Below are 19,880 nucleotides of genomic sequence, written 5' to 3' on the forward strand. Positions count from 1 at the left end.
GAAGGTCGGCGGACCCCCACCACGCACCGGAAGGGCTGACCCGTGTCGAGACGACACCTCGGGATATTCACCGCCGCCGTACTGGCCGCCGCCTCACTGACCGCCTGCGGTGGCTCCGGCGACGACTCCGCCGCATCACCCAAGACCCTCACCTACTGGGCCAGCAACCAGGGCGCCAGCCTGGAGGCCGACAAGACGATCCTCCAGCCCGAGCTGGACAAGTTCGAGAAGCAGACCGGGATCAAGGTCACCGTCGAGGTGGTCCCGTGGTCGGACCTGCTCAACCGCCTGCTCGCGGCCGCCGCCTCCGGCAAGGGCCCGGACGTGGTCAACATCGGCAACACCTGGTCGGCCTCGTTGCAGGCCACCGGCGCGTTGGTCGAGTTCGACGACGCCGCGCTGCAGGCCGTCGGCGGCAAGGACCGGATCGTGCCGGCCGCGCTCGCCGCCGCGGGCGCCCCCGGCAAGCCGCCGGCCGCCGTGCCGCTCTACAGCATGGCGTACAGCCTGTACTACAACAAGAAGTCGTTCGCCGACGCCGGCATCACCGCACCGCCGACCACGTGGGAGCAGCTCGCCGAGTACGGCAAGAAGCTGAGCACCGGCGGCAAGTGGGGCCTGGCGATCGAGGGGGCCAACCCGTCGGAGAACGCCCACCACGCGTTCACCTTCAGCCAGCAGTACGGCGGTGAGTGGTTCGACTCGGCCGGCAAGCCGACCTTCGACACCCCGCAGAACGTCTCGGCGATCAAGCGCTACATCGACTTCATGGCCGCCGACAAGATCACCAACCCGAGCAACGCCGAGTACGCGCAGAACCAGTCGGTCTCCGACTTCGCCAACGGCAAGGCCGCCATGCTGCTGTGGCAGTCCGCGGGCTCGAACCTGAAGACGCAGAACATGCCGGCCGACGCGTACGGGGTGGCCCCCGTGCCGTTCCTGGCCAGCCCGCCGCCCGGCGGCAAGAAGGTCAACAGCATGGTCGCCGGGATCAACATGGCGGTCTTCAAGCACACCAAGAACAAGGACGGCGCGCTGAGCTTCGTCAAGTTCATGACCAGCGACGAGGAGCAGACGCTCCTCAACAAGACGTACGGCTCGCTGCCGGCGGTGAAGACCGCGGGCTCCGACCCGGCGTTCAGCGCCACGGAGCAGAAGACCATCCAGGAGACCCTGGTCACCACCGCGGCCCCGCTCCCGCAGGTGCCGGAGGAGAGCACCTTCGAGACCCTGGTCGGCACCGCGATGAAGGAGCTGTTCGCGGACGCGGCCAGCGGCAAGCCGGTCACCGAGGCGTCGGTGAAGGCGAAGCTGACCGACGCGCAGCAGAAGATGCGCTGACCCAGGCGTCACCGGTGGCCGTGGTCGGGCGCTGAGCCCGGCCACGGCCACCGCCTCCGAGAGGACCCCGATGGCAACCAGCACCACCGCGCCGGACGCCGACCGGCGCGAACCCCGGGCCGGGTCACCGGCCCGGAGGCCGGCCCGCCGGCCCCGCGGCCCCCGCCGCTCACTCCTGCCGTACCTGCTGCTCGCACCGGCCATCGTGCTGGAACTCGCCATCCACGTCATCCCGATGGTGGTCGGCGTCTGGATGAGCATGCTGGAGCTGACCCAGTTCCACATTCGCGACTGGTCCACCGCACCCTTCATCGGGTTCGAGAACTACCGGGCGACGCTCGACCTGAACAGCGCCGCCGGCAAGGAACTGCTGCACTCGTTCTGGGTCACCCTGGCCTACAGCGTGCTCTCGGTCGGGTTCGCCTGGCTGCTCGGCATCTCGGCGGCCGTCGTGCTGCAACGGCCCTTTCGGGGGCGGGCGATCCTGCGTGCGCTGTTCCTCACCCCGTACGCCCTGCCGGTCTACGCCGCGGTGATCACCTGGAGCTTCCTGCTGCAGCGCGACACCGGCCTGGTCAACCACGTCCTCGTCGACCAGCTCGGGCTGCTGGGCGAGCGGCCGTTCTGGTTGATCGGCGACAACAGCTTCTGGTCGCTGCTGGTGGTGTCGGTGTGGCGCAACTGGCCGTTCGCGTTCCTCTGCCTGATGGCGGGTCTGCAGAACGTGCCGGGCGAGATGTACGAGGCCGCCGCCATCGACGGCGCCGGGTTCTGGCGCCGGCTGCGCTCGGTCACCCTGCCGATGCTGCGGCCGGTGAACCTCGTACTGCTGCTGGTGTTGTTTCTGTGGACGTTCAACGACTTCAACACCCCGTTCGTGCTCTTCGGCGGCTCCGCGCCGGAGCAGGCCGACCTCATCTCCATCCACATCTACCGCAGCTCCTTCAAGACCTGGGACTTCGGCTCCGGCTCGGCGATGTCCGTGGCGCTGCTGCTGTTCCTGCTGGTCGTCTCGGCCGTGTACCTGCTGATCACCAACCGTCGGAGGGACGACCATGCGTGAGACCGCCGGTGAGCGCTGGGGCCGGCGCATCGTGCTGACCCTGCTCACCCTCTTCGTCGTCATCCCGCTCTACGTGATGGTCACCTCCGCGGCGAAGCCGTTGCAGGACGTGCAGAACGGCTTCACCTGGTGGCCCAGCCGGCCGACGCTGCAACCGTTCGTGGACATGTGGAGCACCGTCCCGCTGGCCCGTTACCTGGTGAACAGCCTGGTGGTGTCGACCATCGCGGCGGTCTGCTCGGTGGTGGTGGCCATCTTCGCCGCGTTCGCGGTGAGCCGATACCGGTTCCGCGGCCGGGGAGTCTTCTCGGTGACGGTGCTGTCCACCCAGATGTTCCCCGGCATCCTGTTCCTGCTGCCGCTGTTCCTCATCTACGTCAACCTGGGCAACGCCACCGGCATCGAGCTGTACGCCAGCCGTACCGGCCTGGTGATCACGTACCTGACCTTCTCGTTGCCGTTCTCGATCTGGATGCTGGTCGGCTACTTCGACTCGATCCCTCGCGGGCTGGACGAGGCGGCGCAGGTCGACGGCGCAGGTCCGCTGCGCACCCTGTTCCAGGTGATCCTGCCGGCCGCAGTGCCCGGCGTCGTCGCGGTCACCGTGTACGCGTTCATGACCGCCTGGGGTGAGGTGCTCTTCGCGTCGGTGATGACCGACGAGGGCAGCCGCACCCTGGCCGTCGGCCTCCAGGGCTACTCCACCCAGTTCAACGTCTACTGGAACCAGATCATGGCCGCCTCGCTGGTGGTCAGCATCCCGGTCGTCGTCGGCTTCCTGGCCCTTCAGCGCTACTTCGTCGCCGGCCTCACCGCCGGCGCGGTCAAGTGAGTCATCCAAACCCAGAGGAGATCCGTCCCGTGCCCGACCTGTCCAAGCTGCCACCCGACTTCCTCTGGGGCGTCGCCACGGCGGCGTACCAGATCGAGGGGGCCGTCGACGTCGACGGCCGGGCACCGTCCATCTGGGACACCTTCTCGGCGACCCCCGGCAACGTCGACAACGGCGACACCGGCGCGGTGGCCTGCGACCACTACCACCGGTGGCCCGAGGACTTCGCGTTGCTGCGCCGGCTCGGCGTGGACGCGTACCGTTTCTCGGTGGCCTGGCCCCGGGTGATGCCCGACGGTGTCGGGCGGGTCAACCCCGCCGGGCTGGACTTCTACGACCGGCTCGTCGACACGCTGCTCGCCGACGGGATCCGGCCGTTCGTCACCCTCTACCACTGGGATCTGCCGCAGGCGTTGCAGGACCGGGGCGGTTGGCCGGAGCGGTCCACCGCCGAGGCGTTCGCCGACTACGCGGCGGTGGTGGCCGCCCGCCTCGGTGACCGGGTCGGCGACTGGAACACGGTCAACGAGCCGCTCTGCGTGTGCTGGATCGGGCACCTGGAGGGGCGGATGGCCCCCGGCGAGCGGGACCTCACCCGCGCGGTGCACGCCTCGCACCACGTGCTGCTCGGGCACGGGCTGGCCACTCAGGCGATCCGCGCCAACGCCGCCCGGGCGGCCTCGGTGGGCCTGGTGCTCAACCTCAGCCCGATCGAGGCGGCCACCGACCGACCCGAGGATGTCGCGGCTGCCCGCCGGGCGGACGGGCACGTCAACCGGTGGTGGCTGGACCCGATCCACGGGCGGGGCTACCCCGCCGACATGATCGCCACCTACGGCGTCGAGCCACCGGTACGCGGCGACGACCTCGCGGTGATCGCCACGCCCACCGACTTCCTCGGGGTGAACTACTACTTCCGTCAACTGGTGGTCGACGACCCGACCGGCGCGGCACCGTACGCCCGGCAGGTGCCGGTGCCCGGCTCGGTGGAGACCGCGATGGGCTGGGAGATGTACCCGGCGGGGCTGGAGCGGCTGCTGGTCGACGTGCACGAGGAGTACCAGCCGGGTCGGATCATCGTCACCGAGAGCGGTTCGGCCTGGCCGGACGAGGTCACCGCGGACGGCAGGGTGGAGGACAAGGAGCGCACCGACCACCTGGAGCAGCACTTGGCGGCGTGCGCGTCGGCGGTGGCCCGGGGTGTGCCGCTGGACGGCTACTTCGTCTGGTCGCTGTTGGACAACTTCGAGTGGGCGTACGGCTATGACAAGCGCTTCGGGTTGGTGCACGTCGACTACCCGACCCAGACCCGGACGATGAAGGCGAGCGGCCTGCGTTACGCCGAGCTGATCCGCGCCCACCAGCGTCTCGCCCGCACGACCGGGACGGCCGCACCGGTGGCCTGATCGGGGGCGGTGCGGTCGGCCGCCCGGGGGTAACCCGGGCGGCCGTTCCCGTTCTAATCGGACGAAACCGCCACCTGCCGCCACACCCGGTGGCTAGCCTGCGGCAATGTCCGCAGCACCCGACGAGGCCGAGCAACCCGACGCCGGAGCGCAGGTGTCCGGCATCGACCGGATGACGGCGTTCAGCGACGGCGTCTTCGCCATCGTCATCACCCTGCTGGTCATCGAGTTGCGGGTGCCCGAATACCACGAGGGCGAACTGCTGACCGGCCTGCTCGGCGAGGGCGCCTCCTACCTGGCCTTCGTGGTGTCCTTCGTCTACGTCGGGGTGCTCTGGCTCAACCACCACGCGCTGCTGCGGCTGATCCGCGGCACCACGCTCACACTGAGCTGGATCAACCTCGGCGTGCTCTTCGGCGCGGTGATCATTCCGTTCCCCACCGCGGTGCTGGCGTCGGCGTTCACCCACGGCGACACCGACGACCAACGCGCGGCCGTCGCCCTGTACGCGCTGTCCGCCGCGCTGATGTCGGCCCCCTGGCTGGTGTTCTTCGGCTATCTGCACCGGCACCCGGCGCTGCTGAGGCGTGGGGTCAGTCCCGAGTACGCGCGCACGCAGCGGCTGCGACCGGTCACCGGCCTGGTGCTCTACGGGCTCAGTGGTCTGCTCGGCTGGTTCGTCAACCCGCTGCTGGGCCTGATCGGCGTCATCGTCATGATCACCTATCACGCGGTGACCAGCGAGGGGTTGCCCCGCTGGCTCACCCGTCGCTGAGGGCGCGCAGCCGCAGCAGGTCGGCCGGGGTGTCCACGTCGAGCGGTGCGCCGACGTCGTCGCAGGGCACCTCGACCACCAGGTCCGGCCGGTCGCGCAGCAGGTCGCGGGCACCCCGGTCGCCGACTGCGTACCGGTCCAGCAGCGGCCAGGTCTCCCGAGTCAGGAGCACCGGGTGCCCCGGCCGACCGGCGTAGGTGGCGACCGCGACGAGCGCACCGCCGGCGTACGCGGCCCGCACCCGGCGGACCGCGACCGGGCTGAGCAGCGGCTGGTCGACGAGGACCACGACCGCGGCCGGCGCGTCGGCCGGCAGGGAGGCCAGGCCCCTGCGCAGCGACGATCCCAGCCCTTCGGGCCAGCCGTCGTGTCGGACCGGCACCGCGCCGGGCAGATCGGGCACGTCGTCGGCGCCGGCGCCGAGCACCACGTGCACGGGTGTGCAACCGCCGTCGCGGAGCAGCGTGATCCCGCGCCGCACCAGCGGCACCCCGTCCAGCTCGACCAGCGCCTTCGGACGGCCGTACCGCCGCCCCGCGCCGGCGGCCAGCAGCAGCCCAGCGGTCACCGGCATCACCCCCGTACGAACGGCTTTGCGTTATTCGCCCTCAGATGTACCGACAAAGCTAGTCTGGGCCGGTGCAGGGCGGACCCGAGAACGCGACGACGACCGACGAGCGGCACTCGTCCCGGGTGACGTTCGAGGTCAACGGCTCGTCCCGCGAGATGATGCTGGACAACCGCACCACGCTGCTGGACGCGCTGCGCGAGCACCTCGACCTGACCGGGGCGAAGAAGGGCTGCGACCACGGCCAGTGCGGCTCCTGCACGGTGCTGCTGGACGGCCGCCGGGTGAAGAGCTGTCTGGTCTTCGCGGTCACACTGGACGGCCGCTCGGTGATCAGCGTCGAAGGGCTGGCCGGGCCCGACGAGCTGTCGCCGTTGCAGGCCGCGTTCATCGCCCACGACGCGTTCCAGTGCGGCTACTGCACACCCGGGCAGCTCTGCTCCGCCCGCGGCATGCTCGACGAGGTCGCTCGAGGCTGGCCCAGCGCCGTCACCGACGACCTGAGCGCACCGGCCGAGCTGACCGACGCGGAGATCCGGGAACGGATGGCCGGCAACCTGTGCCGGTGTGCCGCGTACCCGCACATCGTCGCGGCCGTGCGCGAGACGGCGGCGTCCTCGTGAGGGCGTTCCGCTACCACCGGCCCGCCGACGTGGCGGAGGCGGTCGCCGTGCTGACGGCCGAGCCGCAGGCCGCGTACCTGGGCGGCGGGACGAACCTGGTGGACCTGATGAAACTCGGGGTGCAACGCCCCGACGTGCTGGTCGACGTGACCCGGCTCCCGCTGGACACGGTCGAGGAGTTGCCCGACGGCGGGCTGCGGATCGGCGCGACCGTCCGCAACAGCGACCTCGCGGCCCACCCGGTGGTCCGCCAGAACTACCCGGTGCTGGCCCGCGCCCTGCTCGCCGCCGCCTCCGGACAGCTGCGCAACATGGCCACCACCGGCGGCAACCTGTTGCAGCGCACCCGCTGCGTCTACTTCCAGGACACCGGCAAGGCGTGCAACAAGCGTGCACCGGGCAGCGGTTGCGCCGCCCTGCACGGTCAGAACCGCGACCTGGCGGTGCTGGACTGGTCCGAGCAGTGCGTGGCCACCCACCCGTCCGACCTGGCCGTGGCGCTGGCCGCACTCGACACGGTGGTCGAGGTGCACGAGGCCGACGGGCCGCGCGACGTCCCGCTCACCGCCCTGTACCGCTCCCCCGGGACCCACCCGGAACGGGAGACCACCCTGGCCCGGGGCACGCTGATCACCGCCGTCCGGTTGCCACCGCTGCCGGCCGCGCGCCGCTCGACGTACCTCAAGGTGCGCGACCGGGCCTCGTTCGCCTTCGCCGCCGGCTCGGTGGCCGCGGTGCTGGACCTCGACGGCGACGTGGTCCGCGACGTCCGGCTGGCGTACGGGGCGGTGGCCCACCGACCGTGGCGGGCGTACCGGGCCGAGGAGGAGCTGCGGGGCCGACCGTTCAGCCCCGAGCTGGCCGCCCGGGCCGCCGACGCGGAGCTGGCCGAGGCCCGCCCGTTGCGGCACAACGGTTTCAAGGTGCCGCTGACCCGGGCCATCACGGTGCGGGCGCTCAGCGAGCTGGCGACGTCGTGAGCACCGACGCGGTCGGCCACGCATACCCCCGGCTGGAGGGCCGCGAGAAGGTCACCGGCACGGCCCGCTACGCCGTGGAGTACCCGGTGGACGGGATCACCTACGGCTGGGCGGTGCCGTCGGCGGTGGTACGGGGCCGGATCACCCGGGTCGACACATCGGAGGCGCTCGCCTCCCCGGGGGTGCTGGCCGTCCTGCACCACGGCAACGCGCCCCGCCTCGCGGCCGGCCCCGAGCCGGAGCTGTGGCTGTTGCAGGATCCGGCGGTGCACTACCGGGGGCAGTTCGTCGCCGTGGTGGTGGCCACCACCCTGGAGGCGGCCCGCGAGGGCGCCCGGCTGGTCCGGATCGACTACGACGCCGCCCCGCACAGCACGGTGCTCACCGACGACCACCCCGGCCTGTACCAGCCGGACCACGTCAACCCCAGCTATCCGACGGACACCGCCGAGGGTGACTTCGACGCCGGGTACGCGGCAGCCCCGGTGCGGGTGGACGCCACGTACCGCACCCCGGCGTACCACAACAACCCGATGGAGCCGCACGCCACGACGGCGCAGTGGCGCGACGGACGGCTGCTGGTGCACGACTCCAACCAGGGCGCGTCGTCGGTGCGGGGCACCCTCGCCGAGCTGTTCGAGGTGTCCCCGGAGTCGGTGCGGGTCGTCACCGAACACGTCGGTGGCGGTTTCGGCAGCAAGGGGTACGCCAAGGCCGCTGTGGTGCTGACCGCCCTCGCGGCCCGGCACGTGGACCGACCGGTCAAACTGGCGCTGACCCGCCAACAGCTCTTCGGGCCGGTCGGCTACCGCACCCCCACCATCCAGCGGGTCCGCCTCGCCGCCGACGCCGACGGGCGACTCACCGCCATCTGCCACGACGCGATCAGCCAGACGTCGACCATCCGCGAGTTCGCCGAGCAGACGGCCGTGTACACCCGCAGCATGTACGCCGCACCCCACCGCCGCACGACCCACCGGCTGGTCCGCCTCGACGTGCCCACGCCGTTCTGGATGCGCGCCCCCGGCGAGTGCCCCGGCGCGTACGCCCTGGAGTCGGCGATGGACGAGCTGGCCATCGCCGTCGGCATCGACCCGGTGGAGCTGCGCATCCGCAACGACACGGAGGTCGACCCCGACCAGGGGCGGCCGTTCACCAGCCGCAACCTGGTGGCCTGCCTGCGCGAGGGTGCGCAGCGGTTCGGCTGGACGGACCGGGACCCGACGCCCCGCGCCCGGCGCGACGGTCGCTGGCTGATCGGCACGGGGGTGGCCGGGTCGAGCTACCCGGCCCGGGCCAGGCCGTCGTCGGCCAGAGCCACCGCCCGCCCCGACGGGAGCTTCCTGGTCCAGATCAACGCCACCGACATCGGCACCGGCGCCCGGACGGCGATCTGGCAGGTAGCCGCCGACGCGCTCGGGGCGCCACCGGAGCGGGTGGAGATCCAGATCGGCGACACCGCCCTGCCGGCCGCGCCGGTGGCCGGGGGCTCGATGGGCACCGCCAGTTGGAGCTGGGCGGTGATCCGGGCCGGTCAGGCGCTGCGCGACAAGCTGCGGGACACCCCGGGCGGCGTACCGACGGACGAGGTGTCCGCCGATGCCGACACCACCGACGAGGTGGGCGGGCAGCCGGCGCTCCCCCGGTACGCGTACGGGGCGCAGTTCGCCGAGGTGAGGGTGGACGCGGACACCGGCGAGGTACGGCTGAACCGGATGCTCGGCGTGTTCGCGGCCGGCCGGGTGGTGAACCCGACGACGGCGCGCAGCCAACTCATCGGCGGCATGACGATGGGGCTGTCGATGGCCCTGCACGAGGAGGGACTGCTCGACGAGCGGTACGGCGACTGGGTCAACCACGACCTGGCCACGTATCACATCACCGGCTGCGCGGACGTGGAGTCCATCGAGGCGTACTGGCTCGACGAGCACGACGACGAACTGAACCCGGCCGGCGTGAAGGGCATCGGGGAGATCGGCATCGTCGGGGCGGCGGCGGCGATCGCCAACGCGGTGCACCACGCCACCGGCGTACGGGTCCGGGACCTGCCGATCCGGTTGGACAAACTCGTAGGCGCATCAGCCTTGGCTTAAATAAGCCGGTGGTGATATAAAGGTCGTCGTGCACGCCTTCGACGTGCTGGGCGATCCGGTCCGGCGCCGCATCCTGGAGCTGCTCGCTGACGGCGAGCAGACCGCCGGCGCGGTCAGCGCGGTCATCCGCGACGAGTTCGGCATCTCCCAACCTGCCGTGTCCCAGCACCTCAAGGTGTTACGGGACAACGGCTTCGCCACCGTGCGGCCGGAGGGCACCCGGCGGTTGTACGCGGTCGACCCGCGCCCGCTGCGCGAGGTCGACGGCTGGCTGGAGCACTTCCGCCGGTTCTGGACCCCACCCCTGGCGGCACTCGCCACCGAGCTGGCCCGGGGCCGACGCGAGCGTCGGCTGCGTGGGCCCGCCGACCCACCCGACGAGAGGAACACCTGATGTTCGACGCGACCGAGCAGATCAACGCCGTGCAGCGGAAGGTCGGCAGCCGCACCCTGGAGGCCGGTGAGGCTCGGGTGACCACGATCAGCCAGACCTACGAGGCGACCGCCGAGGACCTGTGGGACGCCTGCACCAGCGCCGAGCGCATCCCGCGCTGGTTCCTGCCGATCACCGGTGACCTGCGGCTGGGCGGCACGTACCAGCTCCAGGGCAACGCCGGCGGCACCGTCGAGAGCTGCGAGCCGCCGCGCCGCTTCACCGCCACCTGGGAGATGGGCGGCGAGGTGAGCTGGATCGAGGTGCGGGTCACCCCGGTCGGCGACGAGCGGGCCCGCCTCGACCTGGACCACATCGCGCACGTCGACCAGGACCGGTGGGCCCAGTTCGGGCCGGGCGCGGTCGGCGTCGGCTGGGACCTCGGGCTACTCGGCCTCGCCTCGCACCTGGCCGGCGACGGCAGCGGGATCACCCCGGAGCAGGGCGCCGAGTGGACCGCCTCCGCCGAGGGACGGCGGGCCATGGAGCTGAGCAGCCACCTGTGGGGTGAGGCAAGCATCGCCGCCGGCACCGACGCCGACGAGGCGAAGGCCGCCGCCGAGCGCACCACCGCCTTCTACACCGGCGCCCCGCAGGCCTGAGCGCGGGCGGCGGCGCGGCAGCCTGAGCGGCGACCGGGGTAACGTGCTGCGGATGACCGGCACGCCGTACTCGCACTGCTCCTACTGCGGCGCCGCCTACCCGCCGGCCGCCGGATGGCCGCGGGTCTGCGCGGCCTGCGGCGAGACCGTCTGGCGCAACCCCCTGCCCGTGGCGGTCGCGGTGCTGCCGGTCCGCACGGCCGAGGGCCTGGGCGTGGTGGTCGTCCGCCGGGACATCGAGCCGGCCCGCGGCCTGCTCGCGCTGCCCGGCGGCTTCATCGAGTACGGCGAGGAGTGGTCCGACGCCCTCGTCCGTGAGCTGCGGGAGGAAACCGGCCTGGTCGCCGCGGCCGAGGACGCGCGACTGTTCGCGGTGCACGGCGCCCCGGCGGGCGGCACGATGATGATCTTCGGGGTGCTGCCCGAGCGAGCGGCCGAGGATCTGCCACCGTCGACGCCGACCGAGGAGGCGACCGAGTGGCTGGTGCTCACCGACCCGGTCGAGCTGGCGTTCTCCACCCACACACGGGTCCTGGCCGAGTTCCTGACACCCACCTCCTGACCCTCGCTCTCGGTCGCGTTGATCAAGAAACTTGCGCCGTCGCACCGCTAGGCTACGGCCTCGACGCCGCACGGCTCTTGAGAGGAGACGGAGATGTCGCAGGACCAAACCGAGCAGCCTGTGGGAGGCTCGGCCGCCAAGATGGACATCACCGTGCCGCACTCGGCACGGGTGTGGAACTACTGGCTCGGCGGTAAGGACAACTTCGCCCCGGATCGCGAGGTCGGCCAACAGGTACGGGCGGTCTTCCCGGAAATCGTCGAGGCGGCACGGTATTCGCGCGCTTTTCTCGGACGAGCGGTAACGTATCTCGCCGCCGAGGCGGGGATCCGCCAGTTCCTCGACGTCGGTACCGGCCTACCCACGGCCGACAACACCCACGAGGTCGCCCAACGGATCACGCCGCAGGCGCGCGTCGTCTACGTCGACAACGACCCGATGGTTCTCGCGCACGCCCGGGTGCTCCTGACCAGCAGCCAGGAGGGTGCCACCCAGTATGTCGACGCCGACCTGCGCGACCCGGAGAGGATCGTCCAGGACGCTCGGGACACACTGGACTTCAGTGAGCCGATCGCGCTGATGCTGCTGGGCGTCATGGGTCACATCGAGAAGCCGGCCGAGGCGCGGGCCATCGTCAACACTCTGGTCTCGTCCCTACCATCGGGCAGCTTTCTGGCGATGTCCGACGGTACGGCTACCAGCGAGCGGGTCATCGAGTCGCATCGGCAGTACAACGAAAGCGGTGCCCTGCCGTACCACCTGCGTGCGGTCGCGGACTTCACGGCGTTCTTCGACGGCCTCGACCTGGTCGAGCCGGGTGTCGTGCCGCTGGGGCACTGGCGGACTGACAGCAGGCCCCCGGCCATGGTGGACGGCTACTGCGGGGTCGCCCGCGTGCTCTGACGCCTCTCACCCCGTACGCCGTTCGGCGGGTCGCTTGATGGTTAGTTGCTGGCGTCGGCCATGACCAGTTCCCCGACGCGCCTCTAGGTAGCCTGCGCGTCGCCCGGCACCTCGGTGATCGGCAGCAGGACCCGGAACGTGGTCCGTCCGGGCTCGGTCTCCACCCGAATGTCGCCGTGGTGCTTGTGCACCACGATTCGGTACGAGATGTCCAGCCCCAGGCCGGTGCCCGCGCCGACCGGCTTGGTGGTGAAGAACGGCTCGAAGATGCGTGGACGCACCTCGGGCGGGATACCCGGGCCGGTGTCGGTGACCTCCACCGCCAGCGAGTCACCGAGACGTCCGGTGTGGACGGTCAGCACCCCCTTCTCCCCCATCGCGCCCAACGCGTTGTCGATCAGGTTGGTCCACACCTGGTTCAGCTCGGCCGCGTACGCCGGGATGGGCGGGATGCCGCGGTCGTACTCGCGGACCAGCTTGACCTCGGCGGGGATCTTGCCCTTGAACATCACCAGGGTGGCGTCGAGCAGGTCGTGCACGTCCACCACCCGGTGCGGCGCGCGGTCCAGCTGCGAGTACTGCTTGGCGGCGCCCACCAGGCCGGAGATCCGGGTGACCGCGTCACCGATCTCGCGCATCAGCAGCTCGGTGTCGACCGTGTAGGTGAGCCACCGCACCGCCGCCTCCAGGTCGGCGGGTCCGACCGCAGCCTTCACCTCCGTCAGCCAGGCCGTGTCGAGGCCGCCCCCGACCAGGATCGGCGCCAGGTCCCAGGCGCCGCCGACGCCGTGCTCCTCCAGCCAGTCGGTCAGGGTGTCCTCGGCGTCAGCCGTGGCCATCGGGGTCAACTTCGGTGCGGTGGCAACCCGGGCGACAGCCTCCTCCTGCAACGCGACGAGACCGTGCAGGGCCCTGCCGTCGAGCCGCCCGTCGGCGATCATCGCGAGCTTGTGCCGCATCCCGGCGACCCGGTCGCGCAGCACCGAGGTGGCCCGCACCGCCGCCGCGGCCGGGTTGTTCAGCTCGTGGGTCAGACCCGCCGAGAGCGAACCGAGGGCCAGCAGCCGCTCCCGTTCACCGACGATGGTCTGGGAGTCCCGCATACCGAAGAACAACCCCTCCAACAGGTGCATCGGCATCGGGAACCAGGACCGCAGGGCGTGCGCGAAATCCTCCGCCGGCAACACGAAGAAGTCCGCGTCGGTCACCGCCCGCAGGCTGTTGCGGTAGACCTGATCGACCTGGTCACCGAGGTACGCCTGGACAGCTCCGCCGTACACGCCGCGCTGGTCGGTGCGGCTGACCTCGACGTCGTCACCACGCACCTGCCGACTCAGCGCCACCGCACCGCGCACCAACACGAAGAAGCAGGTAGCGGGCTCGCCCTCGGCGTACACGAGGGTGCCCCCGGCGCGCTGCTCGACCCGGCCGCGCTCGGCCAACCAGTCGAGCTGCCCGTCGTCCAGGGCCTCGAACAGGAACAGGGTACGCAGCTGCGCGGGTGTCAGCCGATCAGACTCCATGGTCACTGGGCCTCCTTCGTTCGCGACTGCGGGGCTCGCAGAACCGGCTCACTCCTCGCGCTCACTGGGCCTCCAGGTAGCGGTGCACGAGCGAGACGGCCATCGCACCCTCGCCGACGGCCGAGGCGACCCGCTTGACCGAATCGGCGCGCACGTCACCGGCGGCGAACACCCCCGGCACGCTGGTCTCCAGGTGGTACGGGTCGCGCGACAGCGACCAGCCCGCCGGCCGTCGTCCGCCGGCGAGCAGATCCGGGCCGGTGACGATGAAGCCGCGCGGGTCGCGGACCAGCACCCCGTCCAGCCAGTCGGTACGCGGCTCCGCACCGATGAAGATGAACAGCCAGGACGTGTCGACCGAACGGGACTCCCCGGTCCGCGTGTCGCAGAGGGTGAGCCGTTCCAGGTGGTCCTCCCCGGACCCACCGACCACGGCGGTGTACGGGTGCACGGTGATCCGGTCGATCCGTTCCAACTGGTCGATCAGGTAACGCGACATCGAGGCGGTCAGGTCCGCGCCGCGGATCAGCAGGTGCACCTTCGACGCGTACCGGGAGAAGTGCACCGCCGCCTGCCCGGCGGAGTTGGCCCCGCCGACGATGTAGACCTCCTGCTCGACGCAGCTCGGCGCCTCGGTGGCGGCCGCACCGTAGAACACCCCCCGGCCGGTGAAGTCGGCCAGCCCGGGGGCGTCGAGCACCCGGTACGACACGCCGGTGGCCAGCACCACTGTGTGCGCCGCGATCTCGGTGCCGTCGCCGAAGCGCAGCAGCCGGGCGCCCCCGGCCTCACTGAGACCGACGACCTCCCGGGCACTGAGCAGCTCGGCGCCGAACTTCACCGCCTGCCGCCGGGCCCGGTCGGTCAACTGCGCGCCGGAGACGCCGTCCGGGAAGCCCAGGTAGTTCTCGATCCGGCTGCTCTGCCCGGCCTGACCACCGGTGGCCCGCCGCTCGACGAGCACGGTCCGCAGCCCCTCCGACGCGCCGTACACCGCCGAGCCGAGGCCGGCCGGACCACCGCCGATCACCACCAGGTCGTAGAAGTCGCACGCCGGCACCACTGTCAACCCGGCCAGCGCGGCCAGCTCGGTCTCATTCGGGGCGATCAGCGCCTTGCCCTCGGGGGTCACCACCAGCGGTACGTCCGCCTCGGTGGCACCGGCCGCGTCGAGCAGGCGGACGCCCTCCGGGTCGTCCGACAGCAGCCAGCGGTACGGCACCAGGTTGCGGGCGAGGAAGTCGCGGACCTTGAACGACGGCGCCGACCAGCGGTGCCCGACGACCCGGATCTCGGCGCTGGCCGCGTCCGGGGTGACCGCCCACGCCTCCAACAGCCCGTCCACCACCGGGTACAGCTTCTCCTCCGGCGGATGCCACGGCTTGAGCAGGTAGTGGTCCAGGTCGACCACGTTGATGGCCTCGATCGCGGCGTCGGTGTCCGCGTACGCGGTGAGCAGCACCCGGCGGGCGGCCGGGAAGATGTCCATGGCCGCCTCGAGGAACTCCACCCCGGTCATCTCCGGCATCCGGTGGTCGGCCAGCAGCAGCGCCACCTGTTCGCCGCGCAGTTTGACCTCTCGCAGCGCGTCCAGCGCCTCCGGCCCGGAGGAGGCCCGCAGCACCCGGTAGCGGTCGCCGTAGCGGCGCCGGACGTCCCGGGCCACCGCCCGGGACACCACGGGGTCGTCGTCGACGGTCAGGATCACCGGGTTCGCCATGGCGCCATGAAACCACCTGGCACGGGTCGACCGCACCAAGGCGTGAGCTCCACCGCACGGTTGACCGGCCCGGGACCGGGTAAGCCGGTGAGCCGCACGGGCGCCCGAACACCGGCGACCCGCCCGGTTGCGTGCACACCTCGGGGGGCCCATGGCGGACGCGACACCGACCGGACCGACGATGTCGGGCGCGATAGTGGAGCTGCGGGTGCACGGCGTCTCCGGCGCGGGGGCGGACCAGGTGCTGGACCGGCCGTACGTGCACCAGGTCGCCGGGGACCGCAGCGGAGGGTTCTACCGACCGCGCCCCGGCTATCCGGACTCGACGGGAACGGACGGGGTGACGCTGGAGGCGTACCGCTGGAGCGACCTGCCGTCCGGCACGGCCGTGCGGACGCTGTCGTTGGTGTTCCTGTTGCCGTTCATGCTCTGCAACGTGGCGCTCTGGATGCGCCCGGCGAACACCGCTTCGAAGCTCGGCTTCATGGCGCTGTGCCGGGTGCTCGCCCTCACCCTCACCATGCTCTACGTGCTCTCCATCGTCGGGGTGGCGTTGGACCTGGTCGCCTGGCGCTGCATGGACACCCCGTCGTGCCTGGCCGGGCGGAGCTGGCTGTCCTGGCTCGGCGGACGCCCGACCGGGCTGCGCCTGGGTGTGCTGGCGTTGGTGCCGGTCGCCGCCATCGGGTTGGTCTGGTGGCTCGGCGCCCGCCCGGGCCACTCGTTCGACGCGTTCCGGACCCCGTCGACCCCGACCTCGAAGCACCAGTTGAGTGCGGTCGGCCAGTGGGACGGCGAGCCACTGGTGGGTCGGCTGCGCTCGGTCCACGTCGCGGCGGCGTTCGCCACCCTCGACGGCAGCCTGCTGGCCGCCCGTGTCAGCCAGCACCGCTCGTGGGTGATGGTGATCCTGCTGGCGGCCACCGGGGCGGTGCTGCTGACCTGCCTGGTCCTGCTCACCGTGGTGCCGAGCATCGACCGGACCGACCCGGCGCCCCGGGTGGACGCCTTCTTCCGCGGGCTGCGCACGATCGCCTGCGGTGTGACGGTCCTGGTGATCGTGCACGTCGTCATCAGTCCGGCCCCGTGGCCGCAGGACCGTGCGCTGCCGGGTTACGGCGCGATGGTGGCCTGGCTGTTCGTCAGCCAGATGATGCTGGTGACCGCCCTCGCCGCGCTGGTGATCTGGCGGCGGGGCGGCGGGCAGCACGGGGCGCCGCTGCGTTCGTTGGGTGCGCCGGTCTTCGTCACGATCGCGGCCGGACTCGCCGTGGCGTTCTCCGCCGAGCTGGTCTACCGGGTGGCGGACCTGCTTGATCGCGAGGGGACGACCGCGGACGGCCTGGAGACCAGCCCTCCCCTGCCGTACAAGTGGGCGATCTTCGGGTTTTTCATGGCGGTGGTGACCGCCCTGCTGGTGGCGGCTCTGGTCACCAGGCTGACCCGGCGCGGGCGGCGGCGGGCCGCCCAGGCGATCGTGGCCGCCGACTTTCCGCACGCGCCCGCGTCGGCGGCGGACCGGCTGCGTCGGGTCGAGCGGGCGATAGCCCGGGCCCGGTTCACCGAGCGGCTGGAACCGCTCTCCGTGGTGTACGCCGGGCTGGCGGCGCTCGGCCTGTCCACCAGCGTTCTCGGCCTGCTCCAGCTCATGCCGGGCGAGTTGGCGCAGCGCTACGTCGGGGTGCCCGAGAGCATGGTCAACTTCCTGATCGGGTCGGGCAGCTACGCGATCGCCGCGATCCTGCTCGGCCTGGTGATCGGCGGCCTCTTCGCCTATCGCACGGCCGGGTTCCGTCGCTACGTGGGTGTGCTCTGGGACCTGGGCACGTTCTGGCCCCGGGCGGCACACCCGTTCGCGCCGCCCTGCTATGCCGAGCGGGCCGTGCCGGAGTTGGCCAAGCGGATCTCCTACCTGGTGGAACAGGGTCACGGCGTGCTCCTGGCCGGGCACAGCCACGGCTCGGTGCTGCTCGCCGCCACGGTGCTGCAACTGCCCACCCGGATCACCGACCGGGTCGCCCTGCTGACCTACGGGTCGCCACTGGGTCGGTTGTACTCGCGGCTGTTCCCGGCGTACGCCGACGAGCCGGCGCTGCGGGAGATCGGCGAGCGGGTCGGCTGGCGCTGGATCAACCTGTGGCGCGACACCGACCCGATCGGCGGGTGGATCTTCGCCTCCCACCGGCCCGGGGAGGCGGAGACGCTGACCGGGCCGGCGGCGATGGTGGATCGCCGGTTGGTCGACCCGGAGGATGTGGTGCCGGCGCCCAGCGACAGCGTTCCCCCACCGATCCTGGGGCACTGGCCGTGTGAGTCGCAGGATGAATTCGCCGAGTCGGTGCGGGAGCTGACCGGGCGACTGCTCCCGGGGCGGCAAGCGACCGGCGGAGCCGGCCGGCCCGGCTGAGGCAGCGGCCGGATATCGTCGCGGGGTGAGCCCCTCCAAGCAGCCCGAACGCCGGTTGATCGCCTCGAACAAGAAGGCCCGGCACGAGTACACAGTGCTGCGGACGTACGAGGCGGGGATCGTGCTGGTCGGGACCGAGGTGAAGTCGCTGCGCGAGGGGCGGGCCTCGCTGGTGGACGCGTTCGCGCACGAACGCGACGGTGAGATCGTGCTGTACGGCCTGCACATCGCCGAGTACACCTACGGCACCTGGACCAACCACGCTCCTCGCCGCAATCGCAAGCTGCTGCTGCACCGGGCCGAGATCGACCGGATCCTGGACAAGGTCCGCGAGGGTGGGGTGACCATGGTCCCGCTGTCGATGTACTTCGAGAACGGCTATGCCAAGGTCGAGCTGGCCCTGGCCAAGGGCAAGCGCTCCTACGACAAGCGGCAGACGCTGGCCGAGCGCGACGCCAACCGCGAGATCGCCCGCGAGCTGGGCCGGCACCTCAAGGGCCACCCCCGCCGACCCTGACCCCCACCCTTCTCGCTAGCGGCCGATCTTGTCCAACTCGGCGAGGTCGTCGTCGGAGAGGGGCAGTGCGGCGCCCGCGATGTTCTCGCGCAGGTGCGTCGTGGACGAGGTGCCCGGGATCAGCAGGATGTTCGACGAACGCCGCAGCAGCCAGGCCAGGGCGACCGACATCGGTGCCGCCTCCAGCCGAGCGGCCACGGTCGAGAGCACCGAGGACTGCAGGGGGCTGAAGCCGCCGAGCGGAAAGAACGGCACATAGGCGACGCCCTGCTCGGCGAGCGCGTCGATCAGCTCGTCGTCCTGGCGGTGCGCGAGGTTGTACATGTTCTGCACGCACACGATCGGCGCGATGGCCTGCGCCTCGGCGACCTGTTCCGGCGTCGCGTTGCTCACTCCGAGGTGCCGGATCAGGCCCTGCTGCTGAAGGCCGGCGAGTGTCTCGAACGCCTCGGCGACCGAACCGGGCTGCGGGCCTGCGGCATCGCCGAGCCGGAGGTTGACAAGGTCGAGCACGTCGAGGCCGAGGGTCTCGAGGTTCTCGTGCACGGACCGGCGCAGGCTGGCCGGGTCACGGGCCGGTGGCCAGCCGCCCTGCTGGTCGCGGTTCGCGCCGACCTTGGTCACGATGTGCAGCGAATCGGGGTACGGGTGCAGCGCTTCCCGGATCAGCTGGTTGGTGACATGCGGCCCGTAGGCCTCGGAGGTGTCGATGTGGGTGATGCCCAACTCGACGGCCGCGCGAAGGACGGCGAGTGCGCCACCGCGGTCGGCCGGCGGTCCCATGACCCAGGGGCCGGCCAGCTGCATGGCGCCGTAGCCGAACCGGGTGACCGGCAGGTCTCCCAGCGTCCAGGTGCCGCCGGGAAGGGAGGTGGAGACCATGTTCGTACCTCTGGCTTTCGTGTCGCACTGAGCGGTGCTGGTGCATCGTCTACCTGCTCCACTATCGGGGTGTAACTTCACGATGGGAAGTAGGCACCTGAGGGTGCGTAACGCCCCCAGCGGCGGGAGGAGCGGTCCGATGACAACGACGACGGCGGCGCGGAAGAGGGATCAGGCCAAGGCGGAATACGACGCCTTCCTGGCGCAGTGTCCGAGCCGCAAGCTGCTCGACCGCATCGCGGACAAGTGGGTCACGTTGGTTCTGGCCGCGCTCCGCAGCGACGGTTCGCACCAGTTCGGCGCCGACTGCGCCGGCGAGCCGCGGCCGATGCGGTACTCGGAGCTGTCGCGCCTCCTGGCCGGGGTCAGTCAGAAGATGCTGACCCAGACGCTGCGCTCCCTGGAACGAGACGGTCTGATCACCCGCACCGTGGTGCCGACCGTGCCCGTCACCGTCACCTACGAGCTGACCGACCTGGGTGTCTCCCTGCACGAGGTGATACGCGGCCTCAAGGGCTGGGCCGAAACGCACATGGACGACGTGCTCGCCAACCGCGCGACGTACGACAACCAGGTCGCCTGAGCCGCTCCGCCTCCGCACGACGGAACCGCGCAACACCCGGTCGCGCACCTACGGCCGGACAAGCCCA

At 71.3% G+C, this 19,880-nt stretch carries 19 protein-coding genes; 15 read left to right on the forward strand and 4 right to left on the reverse strand.

Annotated elements, in window-relative coordinates:
* The first annotated feature begins 42 nt into the window (after nt 1-42).
* The 5 genes from GA0070619_RS14000 (at nt 43) to GA0070619_RS14020 (ending at nt 5,417) form a co-directional block, all read left to right on the forward strand.
* Nucleotides 43-1,341, forward strand: coding sequence for an ABC transporter substrate-binding protein (locus GA0070619_RS14000; RefSeq protein WP_088948467.1), 1,299 nt, complete (start codon nt 43-45; stop codon nt 1,339-1,341).
* A gap of 70 nt (nt 1,342-1,411) precedes the next feature.
* On the forward strand, nt 1,412-2,404 hold the full coding sequence (locus GA0070619_RS14005; RefSeq protein WP_088948468.1) for a carbohydrate ABC transporter permease: 993 nt from the start codon (nt 1,412-1,414) through the stop codon (nt 2,402-2,404).
* Nucleotides 2,397-3,236, forward strand: a complete 840-nt coding sequence (locus GA0070619_RS14010) for a carbohydrate ABC transporter permease (protein WP_088948469.1) — start codon at nt 2,397-2,399, stop codon at nt 3,234-3,236. The genes GA0070619_RS14005 and GA0070619_RS14010 overlap by 8 nt, the downstream gene beginning before the upstream one ends.
* A gap of 29 nt (nt 3,237-3,265) precedes the next feature.
* On the forward strand, nt 3,266-4,642 hold the full coding sequence (locus tag GA0070619_RS14015; protein WP_088948470.1) for a GH1 family beta-glucosidase: 1,377 nt from the start codon (nt 3,266-3,268) through the stop codon (nt 4,640-4,642).
* 106 nt (nt 4,643-4,748) lie between these two features.
* A complete protein-coding gene (locus GA0070619_RS14020) occupies nt 4,749-5,417 on the forward strand; it encodes a TMEM175 family protein (RefSeq protein WP_088948471.1) in 669 nt (222 codons plus the stop codon).
* Here GA0070619_RS14020 and GA0070619_RS14025 read toward each other — a convergent pair.
* Nucleotides 5,404-5,991, reverse strand: coding sequence for a nucleotidyltransferase family protein (locus tag GA0070619_RS14025; RefSeq protein ID WP_088948472.1), 588 nt, complete (start codon nt 5,989-5,991; stop codon nt 5,404-5,406). The two genes, GA0070619_RS14020 and GA0070619_RS14025, sit on opposite strands and share 14 nt — an antisense overlap.
* A gap of 65 nt (nt 5,992-6,056) precedes the next feature.
* On the opposite strand from GA0070619_RS14025, the gene GA0070619_RS14030 reads away from it, so the two are divergent.
* From GA0070619_RS14030 to GA0070619_RS14060, 7 genes are all read left to right on the forward strand, one after another.
* Nucleotides 6,057-6,608 carry a 2Fe-2S iron-sulfur cluster-binding protein gene (locus GA0070619_RS14030; protein WP_088948473.1) on the forward strand — a complete coding sequence of 184 codons (552 nt, stop codon included), beginning with the start codon at nt 6,057-6,059 and terminating at the stop codon, nt 6,606-6,608.
* Complete coding sequence (locus GA0070619_RS14035) at nt 6,605-7,588, forward strand: FAD binding domain-containing protein (protein WP_088948474.1); 984 nt, start codon at nt 6,605-6,607, stop codon at nt 7,586-7,588. Before GA0070619_RS14030 ends, GA0070619_RS14035 begins: the two co-directional genes overlap by 4 nt.
* Nucleotides 7,585-9,681: a xanthine dehydrogenase family protein molybdopterin-binding subunit gene (locus GA0070619_RS14040; RefSeq protein WP_088948475.1), complete on the forward strand. Its 2,097-nt coding sequence runs from the start codon at nt 7,585-7,587 to the stop codon at nt 9,679-9,681. Before GA0070619_RS14035 ends, GA0070619_RS14040 begins: the two co-directional genes overlap by 4 nt.
* Nucleotides 9,682-9,709: 28 nt before the next feature.
* Nucleotides 9,710-10,075 (forward strand): ArsR/SmtB family transcription factor, encoded by a 366-nt coding sequence (locus GA0070619_RS14045; RefSeq protein WP_088948476.1) that lies wholly within the window; start codon nt 9,710-9,712, stop codon nt 10,073-10,075.
* On the forward strand, nt 10,075-10,716 hold the full coding sequence (locus GA0070619_RS14050) for an SRPBCC family protein (protein ID WP_088948477.1): 642 nt from the start codon (nt 10,075-10,077) through the stop codon (nt 10,714-10,716). Before GA0070619_RS14045 ends, GA0070619_RS14050 begins: the two co-directional genes overlap by 1 nt.
* Before the next feature lie 52 nt (nt 10,717-10,768).
* Nucleotides 10,769-11,278, forward strand: coding sequence for an NUDIX domain-containing protein (locus tag GA0070619_RS14055; RefSeq protein ID WP_088948478.1), 510 nt, complete (start codon nt 10,769-10,771; stop codon nt 11,276-11,278).
* Between the two features lie 93 nt (nt 11,279-11,371).
* Nucleotides 11,372-12,181, forward strand: a complete 810-nt coding sequence (locus GA0070619_RS14060; RefSeq protein WP_088948479.1) for an SAM-dependent methyltransferase — start codon at nt 11,372-11,374, stop codon at nt 12,179-12,181.
* An 83-nt stretch (nt 12,182-12,264) separates the two neighbouring features.
* On the opposite strand, the gene GA0070619_RS33815 is transcribed toward GA0070619_RS14060, so the two are convergent.
* On the reverse strand, nt 12,265-13,704 hold the full coding sequence (locus tag GA0070619_RS33815; RefSeq protein WP_172862205.1) for an ATP-binding protein: 1,440 nt from the start codon (nt 13,702-13,704) through the stop codon (nt 12,265-12,267).
* 61 nt (nt 13,705-13,765) lie between these two features.
* Nucleotides 13,766-15,424: an NAD(P)/FAD-dependent oxidoreductase gene (locus tag GA0070619_RS14070; RefSeq protein WP_088948481.1), complete on the reverse strand. Its 1,659-nt coding sequence runs from the start codon at nt 15,422-15,424 to the stop codon at nt 13,766-13,768.
* A 151-nt stretch (nt 15,425-15,575) separates the two neighbouring features.
* Here GA0070619_RS14070 and GA0070619_RS14075 point away from each other — a divergent pair, with 151 nt between their 5' ends.
* Together GA0070619_RS14075 and smpB are read left to right on the forward strand one after the other, a co-directional pair.
* A complete protein-coding gene (locus GA0070619_RS14075) occupies nt 15,576-17,831 on the forward strand; it encodes a hypothetical protein (RefSeq protein ID WP_088948482.1) in 2,256 nt (751 codons plus the stop codon).
* 25 nt (nt 17,832-17,856) lie between these two features.
* Entirely contained in the window at nt 17,857-18,348 is a 492-nt protein-coding gene (gene smpB / locus GA0070619_RS14080; protein ID WP_088948483.1) for an SsrA-binding protein SmpB, read from the forward strand.
* A 15-nt stretch (nt 18,349-18,363) separates the two neighbouring features.
* On the opposite strand, the gene GA0070619_RS14085 is transcribed toward smpB, so the two are convergent.
* A complete protein-coding gene (locus GA0070619_RS14085) occupies nt 18,364-19,230 on the reverse strand; it encodes an aldo/keto reductase family oxidoreductase (RefSeq protein ID WP_088948484.1) in 867 nt (288 codons plus the stop codon).
* A 139-nt stretch (nt 19,231-19,369) separates the two neighbouring features.
* Here GA0070619_RS14085 and GA0070619_RS14090 point away from each other — a divergent pair, with 139 nt between their 5' ends.
* Nucleotides 19,370-19,813, forward strand: a complete 444-nt coding sequence (locus tag GA0070619_RS14090; RefSeq protein ID WP_088948485.1) for a winged helix-turn-helix transcriptional regulator — start codon at nt 19,370-19,372, stop codon at nt 19,811-19,813.
* Nucleotides 19,814-19,880: the final 67 nt, after the last annotated feature.

It is taken from the genome of Micromonospora zamorensis, assembly GCF_900090275.1.
Classification (GTDB): Bacteria; Actinomycetota; Actinomycetes; order Mycobacteriales; family Micromonosporaceae; genus Micromonospora; species Micromonospora zamorensis.